At 65.1% G+C, this 15,995-nt stretch carries 12 protein-coding genes; 5 read left to right on the top strand and 7 right to left on the bottom strand.

All coding sequences use genetic code 11. The features are described from left to right. Positions 1 to 23: 23 nt before the first annotated feature. The 7 genes from KU43P_RS18430 to KU43P_RS18400 form a co-directional block, all read right to left on the bottom strand. Entirely contained in the window at positions 24 to 704 is a 681-nt protein-coding gene (locus KU43P_RS18430) for a GntR family transcriptional regulator (RefSeq protein ID WP_317658877.1), read from the bottom strand. 19 nt (positions 705 to 723) lie between these two features. Continuing rightward, complete coding sequence (locus tag KU43P_RS18425) at positions 724 to 1,425, bottom strand: FadR/GntR family transcriptional regulator (RefSeq protein WP_317658876.1); 702 nt, start codon at positions 1,423 to 1,425, stop codon at positions 724 to 726. A gap of 44 nt (positions 1,426 to 1,469) precedes the next feature. Continuing rightward, complete coding sequence (locus KU43P_RS18420) at positions 1,470 to 2,780, bottom strand: C4-dicarboxylate transporter DctA (protein ID WP_317658875.1); 1,311 nt, start codon at positions 2,778 to 2,780, stop codon at positions 1,470 to 1,472. Positions 2,781 to 3,192: 412 nt separating this feature from the next. Next, on the bottom strand, positions 3,193 to 8,001 hold the full coding sequence (locus KU43P_RS18415; protein WP_317658874.1) for a dermonecrotic toxin domain-containing protein: 4,809 nt from the start codon (positions 7,999 to 8,001) through the stop codon (positions 3,193 to 3,195). A 70-nt stretch (positions 8,002 to 8,071) separates the two neighbouring features. Then, the gene (locus KU43P_RS18410) at positions 8,072 to 8,563 is read right to left on the bottom strand and encodes an Lrp/AsnC family transcriptional regulator (RefSeq protein ID WP_317658873.1); all 492 of its coding nucleotides are present in this window, start codon (positions 8,561 to 8,563) and stop codon (positions 8,072 to 8,074) included. A 76-nt stretch (positions 8,564 to 8,639) separates the two neighbouring features. Then, positions 8,640 to 9,704 (bottom strand): ornithine cyclodeaminase, encoded by a 1,065-nt coding sequence (locus KU43P_RS18405; RefSeq protein ID WP_317658871.1) that lies wholly within the window; start codon positions 9,702 to 9,704, stop codon positions 8,640 to 8,642. 151 nt (positions 9,705 to 9,855) lie between these two features. Next, positions 9,856 to 11,610, bottom strand: coding sequence for a sigma-54-dependent Fis family transcriptional regulator (locus tag KU43P_RS18400; protein ID WP_317658869.1), 1,755 nt, complete (start codon positions 11,608 to 11,610; stop codon positions 9,856 to 9,858). 223 nt (positions 11,611 to 11,833) lie between these two features. On the opposite strand from KU43P_RS18400, the gene KU43P_RS18395 reads away from it, so the two are divergent. The 5 genes from KU43P_RS18395 to KU43P_RS18375 are packed head-to-tail and all read left to right on the top strand — an operon-like array spanning position 11,834 to position 15,974. Further along, the gene (locus KU43P_RS18395) at positions 11,834 to 12,928 is read left to right on the top strand and encodes an ABC transporter ATP-binding protein (RefSeq protein ID WP_317658868.1); all 1,095 of its coding nucleotides are present in this window, start codon (positions 11,834 to 11,836) and stop codon (positions 12,926 to 12,928) included. Continuing rightward, complete coding sequence (locus KU43P_RS18390) at positions 12,928 to 14,025, top strand: ABC transporter ATP-binding protein (protein ID WP_317658867.1); 1,098 nt, start codon at positions 12,928 to 12,930, stop codon at positions 14,023 to 14,025. The genes KU43P_RS18395 and KU43P_RS18390 overlap by 1 nt, the downstream gene beginning before the upstream one ends. Beyond that, complete coding sequence (locus tag KU43P_RS18385) at positions 14,022 to 14,885, top strand: carbohydrate ABC transporter permease (protein WP_317658866.1); 864 nt, start codon at positions 14,022 to 14,024, stop codon at positions 14,883 to 14,885. Before KU43P_RS18390 ends, KU43P_RS18385 begins: the two co-directional genes overlap by 4 nt. Before the next feature lie 3 nt (positions 14,886 to 14,888). Further along, the gene (locus KU43P_RS18380) at positions 14,889 to 15,689 is read left to right on the top strand and encodes a carbohydrate ABC transporter permease (protein WP_317658864.1); all 801 of its coding nucleotides are present in this window, start codon (positions 14,889 to 14,891) and stop codon (positions 15,687 to 15,689) included. Between the two features lie 12 nt (positions 15,690 to 15,701). Then, positions 15,702 to 15,974: a DUF2160 domain-containing protein gene (locus KU43P_RS18375; protein WP_317658863.1), complete on the top strand. Its 273-nt coding sequence runs from the start codon at positions 15,702 to 15,704 to the stop codon at positions 15,972 to 15,974. Positions 15,975 to 15,995 lie beyond the last annotated feature (21 nt).

Raw genomic sequence — 15,995 nt, 5'->3', positions numbered from 1 at the left:
CGCTGCAGCCCATCGCCCGTAGGTCACTCAAGGTTGAGCTTGTCTTCCAGACGGTCCAGGTGCTCATGCATCAACGCCAGCGCCGCCCCCTCGTCACCGGCCTCCACGGCGTCGATGATCGCGGCATGCTCCTGCCAGGCGCAGTGGTCGCAGCATGGCGACTCATAGCGGGCAATGATCAACGATGTCATCGGCACCAGCCCGTTGAGGAACCGGGCCAGCGGCGCATTGGCGGCCACCTGGGCGAGCTTGAGGTGAAACTCGCCACCCAGGCGGATTGCCGCGCAGCGCTCGCCGTGCTCGTGGTGCTGGCGTTCGCGCTCCACCAGTTGGCGCAACTGGCGCACCTGCGATGGCCGTGCGCGCTGCGCGGCCAGGCTGATCAAGGTGGTTTCGGCCAGGCGCCGGGCGCTCAGTACCTGGCGCGCCTGCTGCGGGTCGGGGGCGGCCAGGTGGGCGGTGTGGCTCGGGCGCTGCACCACCACCTGCTGGTCCGACAGGCGCCCGAGCACCCGGCGGATCACCGTGCGGCTCACTCCGAAGGCGTTGCCCAGGGCCTGCTCGGGCAGCAGGCTGCCAGGGGGAAGTCGCTGTTCGAGGATGGCATCGAACAGGCGCGGGTAGATCTGCTCGGCCGACAAGCGGGTTTCGCCGGCGGCAAGCAGGGCAGGCAAGCGGGGGGCGGCGTGGGCGCAGGCGGTCATGGTCGCTCTCCTCTATGAGTCAGGGCTGCGGATGGTCGTCCGGTATGTTCAGTTCGATGCCCATGCGCAGGCCCTCGGCGAGGATATGCTGACGCATCTGGGCACTGGCCTGGGCGCTGTTGCGCTCGCGGATGGCGCGCACCACGGCTTCGTTTTCCTTGAGCCGCGCAGCCAGGTGTTCGGGTGAATTGCGCAGCATGTCGGCGCTCTGCTTGAGGGCATTGCCGGTCTGCTGCACCACGCTCTGGAAGATCGGGTTGGTGGTCAGCGCGAACAGCGCCTCGTGCAAGGCGATGTAGGCCTTGGCGCCGGCCTCGCTGTCATCGGCTTCCAGGGCTTCGCGCATGTCCATCAGGGTCAGGCGCAGCTGGCCGATGTCCTGGCTGTTGGCCGACTGCGCCACCAGGCCGACGATGAAGGGTTCGAGGGTGTAGCGCAGCTCCAGCACGTCGGCCAGGCTGGCAGCGGCGGTGTCGCTGCCGGGTTCATGCACGGCGGCTTCGGCATCCAGTACCAGCACCCCTTTGCCCGGCATCGAGCGCACCAGGCCCAGGGTTTCCAGCACGGTCACCGCTTCGCGCAGGCTGGGGCGGCTGATGCCCAGCTGTTCGGCCAGTTCGCGCTGGCCGGGCAGCATGTCGCCGGAGCGCCACTGGCCGCGGGCCAGAGCTTGGCGCAGTTTTTCCACCACTGAGGTGACGACGGTCGATGAGCTGATCACGTTTCGCTCCTGACAGGGCCGGCGCCAGCGCCGGCCACATGGGCTCAGAATTCCTGTTGATGGGCGTTGGCTTGCTTGCGCGGTGCATGGGCAAAGCCAGGTTTGCCATCGAGCACGTTCTGCGCGCGCTCAAGGTCGATGTCCTTCTCCCAGCGGGCAATGGCCACCGTGGCCACGCAGTTGCCGATCAGGTTGGTCAAGGCCCGACCGATGCCCATGAACCAGTCCACCGCCAGCACCAGCACAAGGCCCACCACGGGGATGGCCGGCACGGCGGTGAGGGTGGCGGCCAGGATCACCAGCGCCGAACCTGGGATGCCGTGAGCTCCCTTGGAAGTCACCAGCGACACCAGCAGGATGGTCAGCAGGTCGGTCATTTCCAGCGGCGTGCCGGTGGCGTTGGCGATGAACACGATGGCCAGGGTCAGGTAGATGGAGAAACCGTCGAGGTTGAACGAGTAGCCGGTCGGGATCACTAGGCCCACGGTGGAGCTGCCAATCCCCAGGTGTTCGAGCTTGCGCATGATCTGCGGCAGCACGGCGTCGGAGGAGGCGGTGCCGAGGACGATGGTCAGTTCTTCGCGCAGGTACTTGATGAGGGGCAGCAGCTTCAGGCCCGAAAGGCGCATCACCGTGCCCAGGATCACCAGCACGAAGCCGGCGCAGGTCAGGTAGAACAGGGCCACCAGGCCACCCAGATGCTGCAGCGATTCCAGGCCGTACTTGCTGGTGGTGAAGGCGATGGCGCCGAACACGCCGATCGGCGCCAGGCGCACGATCATGCCCATGATGCGGAAGATCACGTGGCTCAGTTCGTTGATCAGCCGCGAGATACCGGCCGCCGATTCGCCCACAAGGTTCAGTGCGCTACCGAACAGCACCGAGAACAGCAGGACCTGGAGGATGTTGTTGTCGGCGAAGGCACCCACCACCGAGGTCGGGATCAGGTCCATGAAGAAGGCGGTGGCGCCGTGGATATGCTGGCCGCGCTCGGCCAGGCTGCTGGCGTCGGCGCTGGACAGCTGGTCCAGGTGGATGTTGGCGCCGCTGCCGATGCCGCTTGTGAAGGCGAACACCAGGCCGATCACCAGGGCGATGGTGGTCAGCACTTCGAAGTAGATGACCGATTTCAGGCCGATGCGGCCGACCTTCTTCAGGTCGCCGGCGCCGGAAATGCCGCTGACCACCACGCAGAAGACGATCAGGCCGATCAGCATCTTGATCAGCTTGATGAAGCCGTCGCCCAGGGGTTTGAGTTGCAAAGAAAGGTCGGGGAAGCTGAGGCCGCAGGCAATGCCGAGGGCAAGGCCGAGCACCACTTGCAGGAAGATCGAACGCGAGCACCATTTGAGCATGGGAGGTATCTCTGGTCGGTGTCCTTGCTTCGGTGCCGCACGGGGCGAAAGAGCGCAGGACTTAATTATTTTTGTGGTCTTACCGGTTTGTTCAGCGCGGGATCATAAAACCGCGAAAAATCCTACTTTGCAAGGCTTTTTGGCCTTACCGGTCTGACCAGTTGTGGTGCGGTCTTGCCTGCCAGGCTCTAGTGCGGTGCGTGCATGGCTCGAATGCAGGTTGAATGACACTGAGGTATTGCGCGGAGCCACAGCAGTGCAAGCCAGTACCGTGTCCAGCGTTGCAATCCGCTTGCCAATGTCCTGGGTGTGGCGCAAGGCAAATGCATTGCGCCACCGATGCCCGCCAGCCAGGTCGTGCAGGGGGGGCGAGCTACCCGCAACCCGGCAAATGGAAGGACGCTCGATCCGTCTAGGCGAGCGTGCCGGCCATGGTTTCGGTCAGGCGGCGCAGTAATGCCAGTTCTGCCGCCTGGCGGGTACTGAGCAGCAGCTCACTGGCCCGGTTGTAAAGGGCGTTTTCGTCGGCGTAGCGGCCGGATACCAGATCGACCCGCTGCACCACGCCGTCGCGACGCCAGTGCAGGCCGTCGATGTTGCCCATCTCGCGCTCCAGCGCATCGAGGTAGGTTGGCGGTACGCTAGGGCCGGTGTAGGCGCCCAGGCTTTCCTTGGCCTCGGTCAGTTCGCTGTGGTACTCGCTCGCGGCATCCCAAGCGCTGGCCAGGGCTTCGAACTCGTTCGCATGCAGGCAGCGCAGCCAGCCTTGCCAGAAGCGCTGTCCGCACGCCCATTCGCTGAACATCTCGGCATTCACCTCCGACCTCACAGCGGTGCCTAGGCGGCTCACGGTTGCAGGGCTCATGCGTGCCAGGTAGTCGAACATGATCTGCTGCGGTTGCGGTGGCAGCCCGAGCGCCTGGCGCAGGTGCATGCGCGCGTGCAAGGCCATCTCGATTTCGTCGATGTAGTAGTTCGGCTCGGTCAGCGCGGCATCGTTGAGGTCATCGTCGGCATGCAGCGGCGGCGCGGCATCGCCATGGCCTTGCGCCAGTGCGCGGCGCCTGGCGACGCGGGCGTTGTACAGGGCGCCCACGCGTTCGTCGAGGCGCTGTTGGCGCAGCAGCCCGGCAGCGCTGTTCACCGCCACCTGCTCGCTGGCCGCAGTGGGCTCGGCGGTGTTCACCGCATCCCAGAGCATGACGTCGGTTTCGATCTGTTGGAACAACAGGCTAGCCTGGTCCACGCAGCCCTGGGCGGCATCGTTGATCGCATCGATCACGTGTTCGTGCAGTTGCGCCCGGCCCCAACCAGTGCTTTGCACCTCCCCAGGGGGGGCACTGAGGGTGCGCAGGACATGCTGCATGCGTGCGCGAAAAGCGGCGGGGTGGGCCAGGTAGTCCGCAGTTTGAGGCAGCCGCTCGAACAGGCTGTACAGCGGCTGCCAGGACGGTTCGGTGGCGGTCATGGCCTGGTGCTCCATCAAATCTTCTGGCCAGTCGAGGTACCAAGGTTCATTGACCTCGCCGAGGCTGATTGCGGGCAACCCCGCATCGGCCAGCCGCTGTTGGGCCTGCTCGCTGAACGGGTTGTTGTCGAAATCGAAATTGGTAAGGGTTTCACCCGAATGCACGGCCTCGGCGAAGGCGCTGCCCTGCAGGTCGGGAGCATCGCTGATCTCGTTTTCGCTGAGGTCCAGGCTCTGCAATTGCACGGGGCGCCGATTCATCAGCTCGACGAGGCCGTTCGGCCATTCGGAGATGTCGGTCTGCTGCAGGTCCAGCGCTTGCAACGCGTGCCAGCCGCTGACGTCGGGTGCCAGGTTCAGCGGGTTGTCGCTGAGGAACAGGGTATGCAGGCGGTTCAGAGCGGCCAGGGCAGAACGGCTCTGCTCGCTCAACGTGATGTTGTTGCCGCACAGGCTCAGGTCGATCAGGGCGGGGCAGCGTTGCAGCGCCTGGAAGTGCTCGGTGGTCAGGTACAGGCCATTGTTGTCGGCGGCCAGGGTTGCTAGGTGCGGCAGGCTGGCGATCCGTTCCAGGGCGGCGACCGGAAGCGACCGCAGGGCGTTGGTCAGGTTCAAGCGCTGCAGGTTGCTGCACCCTGCCAGCAGATCCAGCGTGGGGCCATGGGTGAGGTCCAGGCTGTTGCTCGACAGGTCGAGGCTTCGCAGTGCGTTCATACGCCCGATCGCGGGCGGCATGTGTTCGAGCAGGTTGCCCTCCAGGTCCAGGGTATGCAGGTTGGGGAAATTGTCGAGAAAACCATCCAGGCTGGCCATCGACGAGTCGTACAGGGAGGTGATGCTCAACTGGCGCACATGGGGCATGGGCATCGGCAGGGTGGGCAGGGCGCCGAGGTTGCGGCCATCCAGGTCGAGGACCACATACTCAATGCTGCTGGTCACGTTGCTCGACTCACGGCGCCAGGCCATGCGCAAGCGCTGGGCCGCTTCGGTGCGGGCGCTGCGCTGCACCACGAAGGCGCCGCCGTCGGCCACGTAGGGCTCGTGGACCCAGAGCTGAAGGGTACTTTCCAGCGCCTGGTATTCGACCCTCAATTGTTCGAGCAGCGCGCCGAAGGGTTGCCCGCCGGCTTCCTGGATCAGGCGTTGACGCAGCACGACCCGGGCGTGTGGCTCGGTGGAGGGGAAGAGCTGGTTGAACAGTTCGTCTTCGCTGATCCAGCCTTGGCCGCGGCCGCTGAGCGGGTAGCCGATCTGGCCGCCAGGCAGGCGGCGTGGCAAGCGATAAAGAGGGCGCACTGGTTGCATGCCCAAGTGGCGTGCCGCCTGCGCCCGGTCAGCGACCAGGATGTCGAACAGGGCATCGTTGAGCGCCTCGGGCGCATGTATCTGCAGGCCGAGCGACAGGCGTTCGCTGTCGGGCAAGGCATTGAGAATGGCCTGGTAGATTTCGACCCGGTTGGCCAGGGTTTCGCCCTTTTCATTGCGTGGCTCGTAGCCTTTTTCGGTACGAATGACGGTTTTCGCGGGCAATGCTTCATCGCCGCAGGCATGGATTAGCCGACCGGAGCCAATGCCTTCGCGCAGTTCGATGCGCACAGTGCCGGTCCATCCGGGCAACTGTTCAAGCGCGCCGATGATCAAGGCATCGCGATCCACAGCCTGGCCGCTGTGCTGCTGCAGGCGGGCCAGGGCGCGGTTAATGCGGGCCTCCCTCAGGTACAGGCGAGCGGTTTCGGCCACTCGCAAGGGCAGGCGCCCGGTCTGTTGCATGTGCGCCAGCTCCGCAGGGCGTGCCTGGGCAAGTATCTCGGCCTGGGCGCGGGCAGAGAGCGTAGGGAAATCCCGTGCCAGCGGCGCGCCTTCAGGTGCCGGCGACGGTGGTGGGGGCACCTTGCCTCCCAGTGCCTCCAGGCTGTCGAGCAGTAACGCAGGGGCGGATTCTCGGTCGACCATCACCCGGCGCAGCCGCGCTTCGTCATAGCCGCTGCATTGCAGGGCGCGCTGCAGTGCAGGCTGGTCCATGCCGGTGGCGCTGCTGGCGAGACGCTGCAACAGTTGCTCGCGGTCCCAGTGCAACGGTCGTTCATGGGCGAAGATCCACGGTCCGGGCTCGAGACCCTGCAAGGCCGGCTGGAGGCGATGTCCGAGGGTTGCAGCCAGGCATCGACTGCCATCGGTGGTGTTTTGCAGTGGTAGGCGTTGCTCTTGCAGCTTGAGCCAGGTTTGCCCTGCTGCGTGATGCAGGCCGTCGGCACGCGCCTCCAGCAGTTTCGGCGCTTCGCGGTGAAAGGGCGTGAGGTCGCCGTGCCATAAGCGGGTACCCGCCTCGCTGTCGACCAGGTGCCAGGCCTGCAAAGGCCCGGCGGGTGCATTCAGCCCTTCCACGGCGCCAAGGGCGGCGAACTGCACTAGGCTCTCCACGACGCTGAACAGGTGGGCGATGGCCGCGTCGCTGTCCTGCTCGTTGGCAGCGTGCACGCCTTCGAGGAATTCGTCGACGATCTGCGCGCCGCCCACCACCAGCATCAGTTCGGCCAGGCCCGGCACGAAGAAGCTGGCCATGTTCAGTACCGTCAGCCCGGTGCCCAGCCAGCTCTCAATGCGTGCCAGTTGCGCCTGTGCGTCGAGCTGGGCGACCGGCACGGCGACGCTCGCGGCATCCATGAACTTGCGCTCCACCAGCGTTCGCGCACGGGCCGTGAAGCAGTCGCCGCGCCATTGCGTCAGGGTCAGCGGTAGCTTGGCATTCTTGTCGCGGGTTTCCTGCCAGATGTCGCGAGGCCCGGGAAAGGCGCGCTTGAGCCAGCTGAACCGGTCACCTTTGTCCAGCACCGGTGGGGTGGGATGCAGTTCAGCATAAGGGTAGCGGGGGTACAGGGTTTCGCGCAGGCGCTGGAGAAAACCGGGCTGTTTGGCCAGGGGGACATGGCGGATGAAGAAGGCGCGGAAATCGTGATCGGCCAGGCGCTCGGTCAGCTCGCCTTTCAATTTGCCCAGGGAGGTGTATTGACGCAGAGCACCCTGTGGGTCGCCCGGCAGGTATAGCAGGCAGGGGTCGTCGGCGGCAGGGGCCTGCAACTGGATAACCAGGGGGCCGTTGAGCGGAGTGCCGAACAGGCTGACGAACTGGCACTGCACCTCTCGGCTGCCGTCATCAGTGGTGATTTGCGTGTGATTGTCCAGCGCCGCCTTTACCAGCGCTTCGCCGTTGGGGGTGACGTCGCCACGCAGGCGGGCCATTGCCAGCTCGGCGCGCAAGGCACTGCGGTCTTGCGCCGCCTGCAGCTCGCGAAACGTATCGTTATCGACGATGTCGCCCAGGTGGTAGCGGTAGCGCTGGCCCAGGTCCAGGTTGCGAATGCCTTTGATCAGGGTTGTGGTATCCAGTGCCAGGGTGCTGAAGTCGTCGGCGAGCAGGCGGATGGGCGTATCGGCTTCGGCATTCTGCAAGGCGGCTTCTAGCATCGACAGGTGCCTGGGTGGCGTCGCGTCGGTGAACAGCACCCGGGCCTTGAGCAGTATTGACACAGGCGTATCCGGGAACCAGCGCTCCAGCGCTCGCTCGAGCAACGGCTTGCAGAAGGCATTGACCGGATGCAAGCGCGCGAAGGCCTTTTTCAGGCGATGGGTCTGTCGCTGGCTGTCCCGGATCAGCCGGGCCAGCTCGGCACGCTCGGCCGCGCTGGCCTGTCTCAACCACTGCGGGGTCTGACGCTGGATGAGGGCGAGGTGGGTGTGGTGTGCATGTGTCATCGACAGCTCCTGCTGTGGGGGGAGCAGGGAGGCTAGCGATGCCCGGATCAGGCAAGCGGGTAGATAGACACTACCCGTCGACAGGCCCCGCGCTGCTTTTCACCACTGCCAGCTCCGGGTGGGCGACCAGCTTGTCGATGTGCAGGGCCTCGGTGTTCATCCAGCTTTCGCTCAGCACCCGGTAGTGCTCCATGTCACGGCAGTGCAGGCGCACGCTGTAGTCGAAATGGCCGCTGATCAACTGGCACTCTTGCACCTGCGGGCAGGCGCGCATGGTGGCCTCGAAGGCTTTCTGCGCGACACGCCCGCTCTGGTTGGACAGAGCCACCAGCACCAGCAGGGACAGGCCCGGAGCGACCTTCTGTTGGTCGATGATCGCGCCGTAGCCACGAATCACGCCGCGTCGCTCCAGCTTGCGCACGCGCTCCAGGCACGGGCGCGGGGTGAGGTGGACCAGGGTCGAGAGTTTTTCGAAGGTGATACGGCCATCGACGCGCAGCACCGCGAGGATGGCTTCGTCGATACGGTCCAGCGGTGGCAGAGGGGTGTCCGGGGTGTCCATGCACGTGGGCTTCTTTGTCGAAGGGGCATGGACAGGGTAGGCAAAAAGGGGCTGCTGCGCAGCAGCCCCTGGTCAATCAGGCGCATGCGTTGCCGGCCTTGTGCTTGGCGCGAATCTCCACCACCCGTGGTTGCAGCAGTGCATAGAGGTCTTTCGGGTTCTCTAGCGATGGCACCAGTGCGATGCCCTGGCCGATGTTCAGGGCCCGTGCGGTATCCAGCACATAGCGCAGCGCCGAGTAGTCTTCCAGGGCAAAGCCGACCGAATCGAACAGGGTCACCTGCTCGGCATTTTCGCGGCCGGGGGCGGTGCCTGCGAGCACGTGCCACAATTCGGTCACCGGGGAGTCGGCCGGCATCTGCTGGATCTCGCCCTCGACACGGCTTTGCGGCTCGTACTCGACGATCACCCGCGCCCGTTCGACGATGTCGCGGTGCAGCTCGGTCTTGCCGGGGCAGTCGCCGCCCACCGCGTTAAGGTGCATGCCGGGCTCGATCATGTCCGGGGTCAGGATGGTGGCGTAGGCCTTGTCGGCGGTGACCGTGGTAACGATGTCGGCGCCGCGCACCGCTTCGGCGACGGACTTGGCGACGATCAGCTTCAACCCCGGGCGATTGGCCAGGTTGGCCACCAGTTTGGCAGTGGCCTTGGGGTCGATGTCGTACAGGCGGATTTCATCGATGCCCAGCAGTGCCTTGAAGGCGATGGCCTGGAATTCGCTCTGCGAGCCGTTGCCGATCAACGCCATGCTGCGGCTGTCCTCGCGCGCCAGGTAGCGGGCGGCCAGCGCCGAAGTGGCGGCGGTACGGATTGCCGTGGTCAGGGTCATTTCGCTGAGCAGCAGCGGTGCGCCGGACTTGACTTCGCTCAGGGTGCCGAAAGCCATGACGGTGGGCAGCCCGACGCGGGTATTCTTCGGGTGGCCGTTGACGTATTTGAAGGCATACAGGTTGGCATCGGCCACCGGCATCAGTTCGATCACCCCGTCCGGCGAGTGGTTGGCCACACGAGCGCACTTCTCGAAGGATTGCCAGCGCAGGTAGTCCTGGCGGATGTACTCGGCCATTTCCATCAAGCAGGTGGCCAGGCCCTTGCGGTTGACCAGGCGGGCGAGGTCTTGCACGTCGATATAGCGGGTCATGAGGGTCTCCCTGCAGCAGCGCTCTCAGAGTGGGCGCAAGGCTATTGTCCTGCGGGCAGGGGGCAAATGCTGGCTGAAGCAAGGGCACGGCCCAGCGGGACCGGCTGATTTCAGGCAAACGGCAGCCGAATCGGCTGTGAGGCTTCTGCCATCACCGTTCGCGCAGGCGTTTGTACAACGTGGTGCGGCTGATGCCGAGGTCGCGGGCGACCGCGGACAGGTTGCCGTTGGCGCTGCGCAACCGGGCCTGCAGGTCTTCTTCGGGAAGCTCGGTGCCTGTATCTGCTGCCCACTGGGTCTCGGCCAGAAAACCCGAGGGCAAGTGCTCGACCGTGATCGGCCCGCTGCCAGCCAATGCCAATGCCACCTGCATCACGCTGACCAGTTCGCGCACATTGCCAGGCCAGGGGTGGCGATCGAGCAGCCCGAGGATGGCCGGCGACAGCCGTTCCGGCTGCCCTGGGTCGCGATGGCGCGCATGCACCTGCTCGATCAGTTGCCGGCGGTCGCTGCGTTGGCGCAGGGGCGGCAACAGCACCGCCATGGCGGCGATGCGGTAGTAGAGGTCCTGGCGAAAGCGCCCGGCGCGTACCTCTTCGGCGAGGTCACGGTTGCTCGCCGAGACCACGCGGATATCCACCGGTACCGGTTCGCCACTGCCCAGGGGCTGGATGCTGCGCGCCTGCAGCACGCGCAACAGGCGGGCCTGGGTGGGCAGCGGCATATCGCCGATCTCGTCGAGGAACAGGATGCCCTGGTCAGCCTTGCGGATCAGCCCGGGGTTGCCTTTGTGGTGAGCGCCGGTGAACGCCCCTTTGTCGTAACCGAATAGCTCCGACTCCACCAGCTCGGCGGGAATGGCGGCGCAGTTCACTGCAATCAACGGGTGCCGGGCGCGGCTGCTGGCGCGGTGCAGGGTTTCGACGAACAGCTCCTTGCCGACGCCGGTTTCGCCCTGCACCAGCAGGGGGATGTCCTTCTCCAGCAGCAGGCTGGCCTGGGCCAGGGCCTTTTCCAGGCGCGGGTCGCTGCCCGATGATGCCGTGCGTGGCGGGCGCTGGCTGGGGGCCTGCCACTGGCAGTGGAAGCGGTTGCGCCCGGCGGCCTGCAAGGCGAAGGCCTGGCGTTGGGGGTGGGCGAGCAACTGCGGCAAAGGGATCTGGAACAGGTGCTCGAGGTGCTGGCGCAGCGGGTTGCCGCCTAGCAGGCTATCGGCACGGTGATTGGCGGCCAGCACCTGGCCGTGTTCATCGAACACCAGCAAGCCTGCCCAAGGGCTGTCGAGGTTGTCGCAAGCGCTGTTGAATAGCAGCTGCGCGTGGTGCTCGGCATGCTGCGCCAGGATCAGGCGGTTCTCCAGGCTCTGGCCCATCATGCGTACCAGCCCCAGGGTCTGGGTGGCCGGCAGGTAGCCGTCGCTGGCCACATCGAGCACCCCGACCAGCTGTCGCTCGGCATCGAACAGCGGCGCCGCGGCGCTGGCCAGGTAGCGGTTTTGGCGCAGGAAGTGCTCGTCCTGGCCGACATGGATCGGCTCGGCGCAGACCAGCGCCGTGCCCAGCGCATTGGTGCCCACGCCGCGCTCGTGCCAGTGGGCGCCCGCGCTGAAACCGTGCTGCTGGCGCGGTTCGACGAAGCGTCGCGAACCCCAGGTGTCGAGCAGGCAACCACTGGCGTCGGCCAGCATCACCAGGTAACTGGCGTTGCCCAGCAAGTGCGCGTATTGCGGCAGCACCTCGTCGCGGGTCAGGCGCAGCAGCGTTTGGCGCCGCTCCAGCAGGGCGTTCAGTTCGTTGCGGGTGAGGCAGTCGAAGTCCGGCACGCTCTGCGGCTGCAGGCCGTGCTCGCGACAGCGGGCCCAGGAGGCCTGGATCAAATGGGCGTGGGTCGAAGCGGATGTGGCCATGGGCCTGTCCTGTGTGATTGTTGTTATCGGCCGACCGCTGTTCAGTGTCGTTCACGGTTGTTCAATGTCAAACCCGCGACTGTTCAGTTGTTCAGCGAAACTGTGCAGTTGCCGATGGCTGGCGACCGCCCTGATCAGGCAAAGCCGCATGCCAGAGGGCAGGGGCGAACCTGGCATGGAACTGGCTCTGTGTGGTGCACGCCAATCACAAGAAGGGCACGCCATGTCCCTGGTGCTGGAACAGGTCAGCCGCAGTGTCGACGGCCAGGCCTGGATCATCGATGCCTCGCTGCGTTTCGAACCCGGCTCGTTCAACGTGCTCCTGGGCCGCACCCTGGCCGGCAAGACCAGCCTGATGCGCCTGATGGCCGGCCTCGACCGCCCGGACAGCGGCCGTGTGCTGATGGATGGCCAGGACGTGACCGGGGTGCCGGTGCGCCACCGCAACGTGTCGATGGTGTATCAGCAGTTCATCAACTACCCGACCCTGAGCGTGTTCGAAAACATCGCCTCGCCGTTGCGCCAGGCTGGCCTGGTCGAACAGGAAATTCGCCGGCGTGTGCAGGAAACTGCCGAGATGCTGCGTATCGAAGCCTACCTGCAGCGCTTGCCGCTGGAGCTGTCCGGCGGCCAGCAGCAGCGCACGGCCATGGCCAGGGCGCTGGTCAAGGATGCTTCGCTGATCCTGTTCGACGAACCGCTGGTCAACCTCGACTACAAGCTGCGCGAAGGGCTGCGCCAGGAGCTGCGCGAGTTGTTTGCCGCACGCCACTGCATTGCCGTGTATGCCACCACCGAGCCTAACGAAGCGCTGGCGCTGGGTGGCACCACCACCGTGCTGCACGAAGGCCGGATCGTGCAGAGCGGCGCCACTGCCGAGGTCTATCAACGCCCTTGCAGCGTGCTGGCCGCCGAGTTGTTTTCCGAACCGCCGATCAACCTGGTGCCGGGCCGCATCAGCGGCAACGAAGTGAGCCTGGCCCAGGCCGTGCACTTTGCCCGCAACGCCGACCTGCAGCACTTAAGGGAGGGTGAGTATCGTTTTGGCGTGCGCCCCAGCCACCTCACCCTGGTGCCGACTCACGACGATGACCTGGAGCTGGCCGTGCAGGTTGAACTGGCCGAGATCAGTGGCTCGGAGACCTTCCTGCACGTGCGCAACGAGTACTGGCGGATGGTTCTGCACCTGCCAGGCGTCCATGAGTACCAGGTGGATGCATCCATTCGCGTGTTCATCCCCACCCACAAGCTGTTCGTCTTCGACAGCGCTGGCGCCCTGGTGCAGGCACCGAGCCGGCGCCAGGCGAGGAGTGCCTGATGGCCGAGATCCGCCTGCGCCAGCTGGCCCACAGCTACAGCCGCCAGCCTGCCAGCGAGGCCGATTACGCGCTGCATGCCCTTGACCATGTGTGGGAGCAGGGCGGTGCCTATGCCTTGCTGGGGCCTTCCGGGTGCGGCAAGTCGACCTTGCTTAATATCATCTCCGGCCTGCTTACCCCCTCCCATGGCGAAGTGCTGTTCGACGGCAAGCCGGTCAACGACCTGTTGCCGCAGCAACGCAATATTGCCCAGGTGTTCCAGTTTCCGGTGGTGTACGACACCATGACGGTATTCGACAACCTGGCGTTCCCCCTGCGCAATCAGGGCCTGGACGAGGGCCGGGTGCGCAGCCGGGTGGAAGAGATTGCCGAAGTGCTCGACCTGTCGGCGGTGCTGCGCAAGAAGGCGCGCAACCTCAGCGCCGACGAGAAGCAGAAGGTTTCGATGGGCCGTGGCCTGGTGCGTGACGATGTCTCGGCGATTCTCTTCGACGAGCCGCTGACGGTGATCGACCCGCACTTGAAATGGAAGCTGCGGCGCAAGCTCAAGCAGATCCATGAGCAGTTCAACATCACCATGATCTACGTCACCCATGATCAGCTGGAGGCCTCGACCTTCGCCGACAAGATCGCGGTGATGCACGGGGGGCGCATCGTCCAGTTCGGCACCCCGCGCGAGTTGTTCGAGCGCCCCCGGCACACCTTCGTCGGCTACTTCATCGGCAGCCCGGGGATGAACCTGATCGATGTGCGCGCCGAGGCTGATGGCGTCGCCTTCGGTGATATCCACTTGCCTTTGCCCGAGGGGCTGCGCGAGCGCCTGGCGGCAATGGGCGGCGGGCGTTTGCAGGTAGGGATTCGCCCAGAGTTCGTGCAGCTGTGGGACAGCCCCTTCGATGAGGCCTACACGGCGCAGGTGCTGGACATCGAAGACCTGGGCACCTACCGCATCGTCACCCTGGCGCTGGGCGGGGTAACGCTCAAGGCGCGTCTGGGCGAAGACCGGCCACTGCCTGGGGCGCAGGCCTGGGTGAGCCTGCCGGCGCAGTGGCTGATGCTGTATGTCGATGATGTGCTGCTGGAGGCCGCGCCATGAACAAAGTCCCCAACAACAAGGCCTGGTGGCTGGTGCTGCCAGTGTTCCTGCTGGTGGCCTTCAGCGCCGTGGTGCCGATGATGACCGTGGTGAACTATTCGCTGCAGGACATCTTCGACCAGTCCAACCGTTATTTCGTCGGCGCCGACTGGTACCGCCAGGTGCTGCGTGACCCGGCCCTGCACGATGCCTTGCTGCGCCAGTTCATCTATTCGGCCTGCGTGCTGCTGATCGAAATCCCGCTGGGCATCGCTATTGCCCTGACCATGCCGACCCAGGGGCGCAGGGCCTCGCTGTGCCTGATCGTCATGGCCATTCCGTTGCTGATTCCGTGGAACGTGGTCGGCACCATCTGGCAGATCTTCGGCCGCGCCGACATCGGCTTGCTCGGCGCGACGCTGGCCAAGCTTGGGGTCAACTACAACTACGCCAGCGACACCTTCGACGCCTGGCTGACCGTGCTGGTGATGGACGTGTGGCACTGGACTTCGCTGGTGGCGCTGCTGTGCTACTCGGGCCTGCGCGCCATCCCCGACGTGTACTACCAGGCGGCGCGCATCGACCGGGCCTCGAACTGGGCGGTGTTCCGGCATATCCAGCTACCCAAGCTGAAGAACGTGCTGCTGATCGCGGTGATGCTGCGGTTCATGGACAGCTTCATGATCTACACCGAGCCGTTCGTGCTCACCGGCGGCGGCCCGGGCAACGCCACCACCTTCCTCAGCCAGACCCTCACGCGCATGGCCGTGGGGCAATTCGACCTGGGCCCGGCGGCGGCATTTTCGCTGGTGTACTTCCTGATCATCCTGCTGGTGTCGTGGCTGTTCTATACCGCCATGACCCACGCCGACAAGGACTAGGCCATGGGCACGAAAAAGACCGCCGCGCTGCTGCTGTACTTCTTCTTCCTGCTGGTGCCGATCTATTGGCTGTTGAACATGTCGTTCAAGAGCAACAGCGAAATCCTCGGCGGCCTGACCCTGTGGCCGCAGGCGTTCACGCTCGACAACTACCGGGTGATCTTCACCGACGAGAGCTGGTACAGCGGCTACCTCAATTCGCTGTACTACGTGTGCCTGAACACGGTCATTTCGCTGTCGGTGGCGCTGCCAGCAGCCTATGCATTTTCGCGCTATCGGTTTCTCGGTGACCGCCACCTGTTCTTCTGGCTGCTGACCAACCGCATGGCTCCGCCGGCGGTGTTTCTGCTGCCGTTCTTCCAGTTGTATTCCTCGATCGGCCTGTTCGACACGCACATCGCCGTGGCCCTGGCCCACTGCCTGTTCAACGTGCCGCTGGCGGTGTGGATCCTCGAAGGCTTCATGTCGGGCGTGCCCAAGGAAATCGACGAAACCGCCTACATCGATGGCTACAGCTTTGCGCGCTTCTTCGTGAAGATCTTCATTCCGCTGATCGGTTCCGGCATCGGCGTGACGGCGTTCTTCTGCTTCATGTTCTCCTGGGTCGAACTGCTGCTGGCGCGCACGCTGACGTCAGTCAACGCCAAGCCGATCGCGGCAGTGATGACGCGGACGGTGTCGGCATCGGGGATCGATTGGGGCGTGCTGGCTGCGGCGGGGGTGTTGACCATTCTGCCGGGCATGCTGGTGATCTGGTTCGTTCGCAACCACGTGGCCAAGGGCTTTGCCCTGGGTCGGGTGTAGAGAGGTAGCCGCATGGAGTGGATGGCCTGGACCTTGCCCACGGCGCTGTTCTTCAGCGCTATTGGCGTGTTGTTGCTGGGCATGACCGTGTTCGAACTGCGCCGCCCCTGTGTCGAGCGGCGTGGCTTCCTGCCGCTCGTCACCAGCCGTGGCGACCGGTTGTTCATCGGCCTCTTGGTCAGTGCCTACCTGCACCTGCTGGTGGTGGGGCTGAGCGACTGGCCCTTGTGGGTGGCCTCGCTGCTGTCGCTGGGCTGGCTGCTGGTGGTGATGCGTTGGGGCTGAGCGACGGCTCCGGGGAATAAC

It is taken from the genome of Pseudomonas sp. KU43P, from assembly GCF_033095865.1.
Classification (GTDB): Bacteria; Pseudomonadota; Gammaproteobacteria; order Pseudomonadales; family Pseudomonadaceae; genus Aquipseudomonas.
The sequence above is the reverse complement of the archived record's forward strand: the minus strand, read 5'-3'. Positions and strand labels throughout refer to the sequence as shown.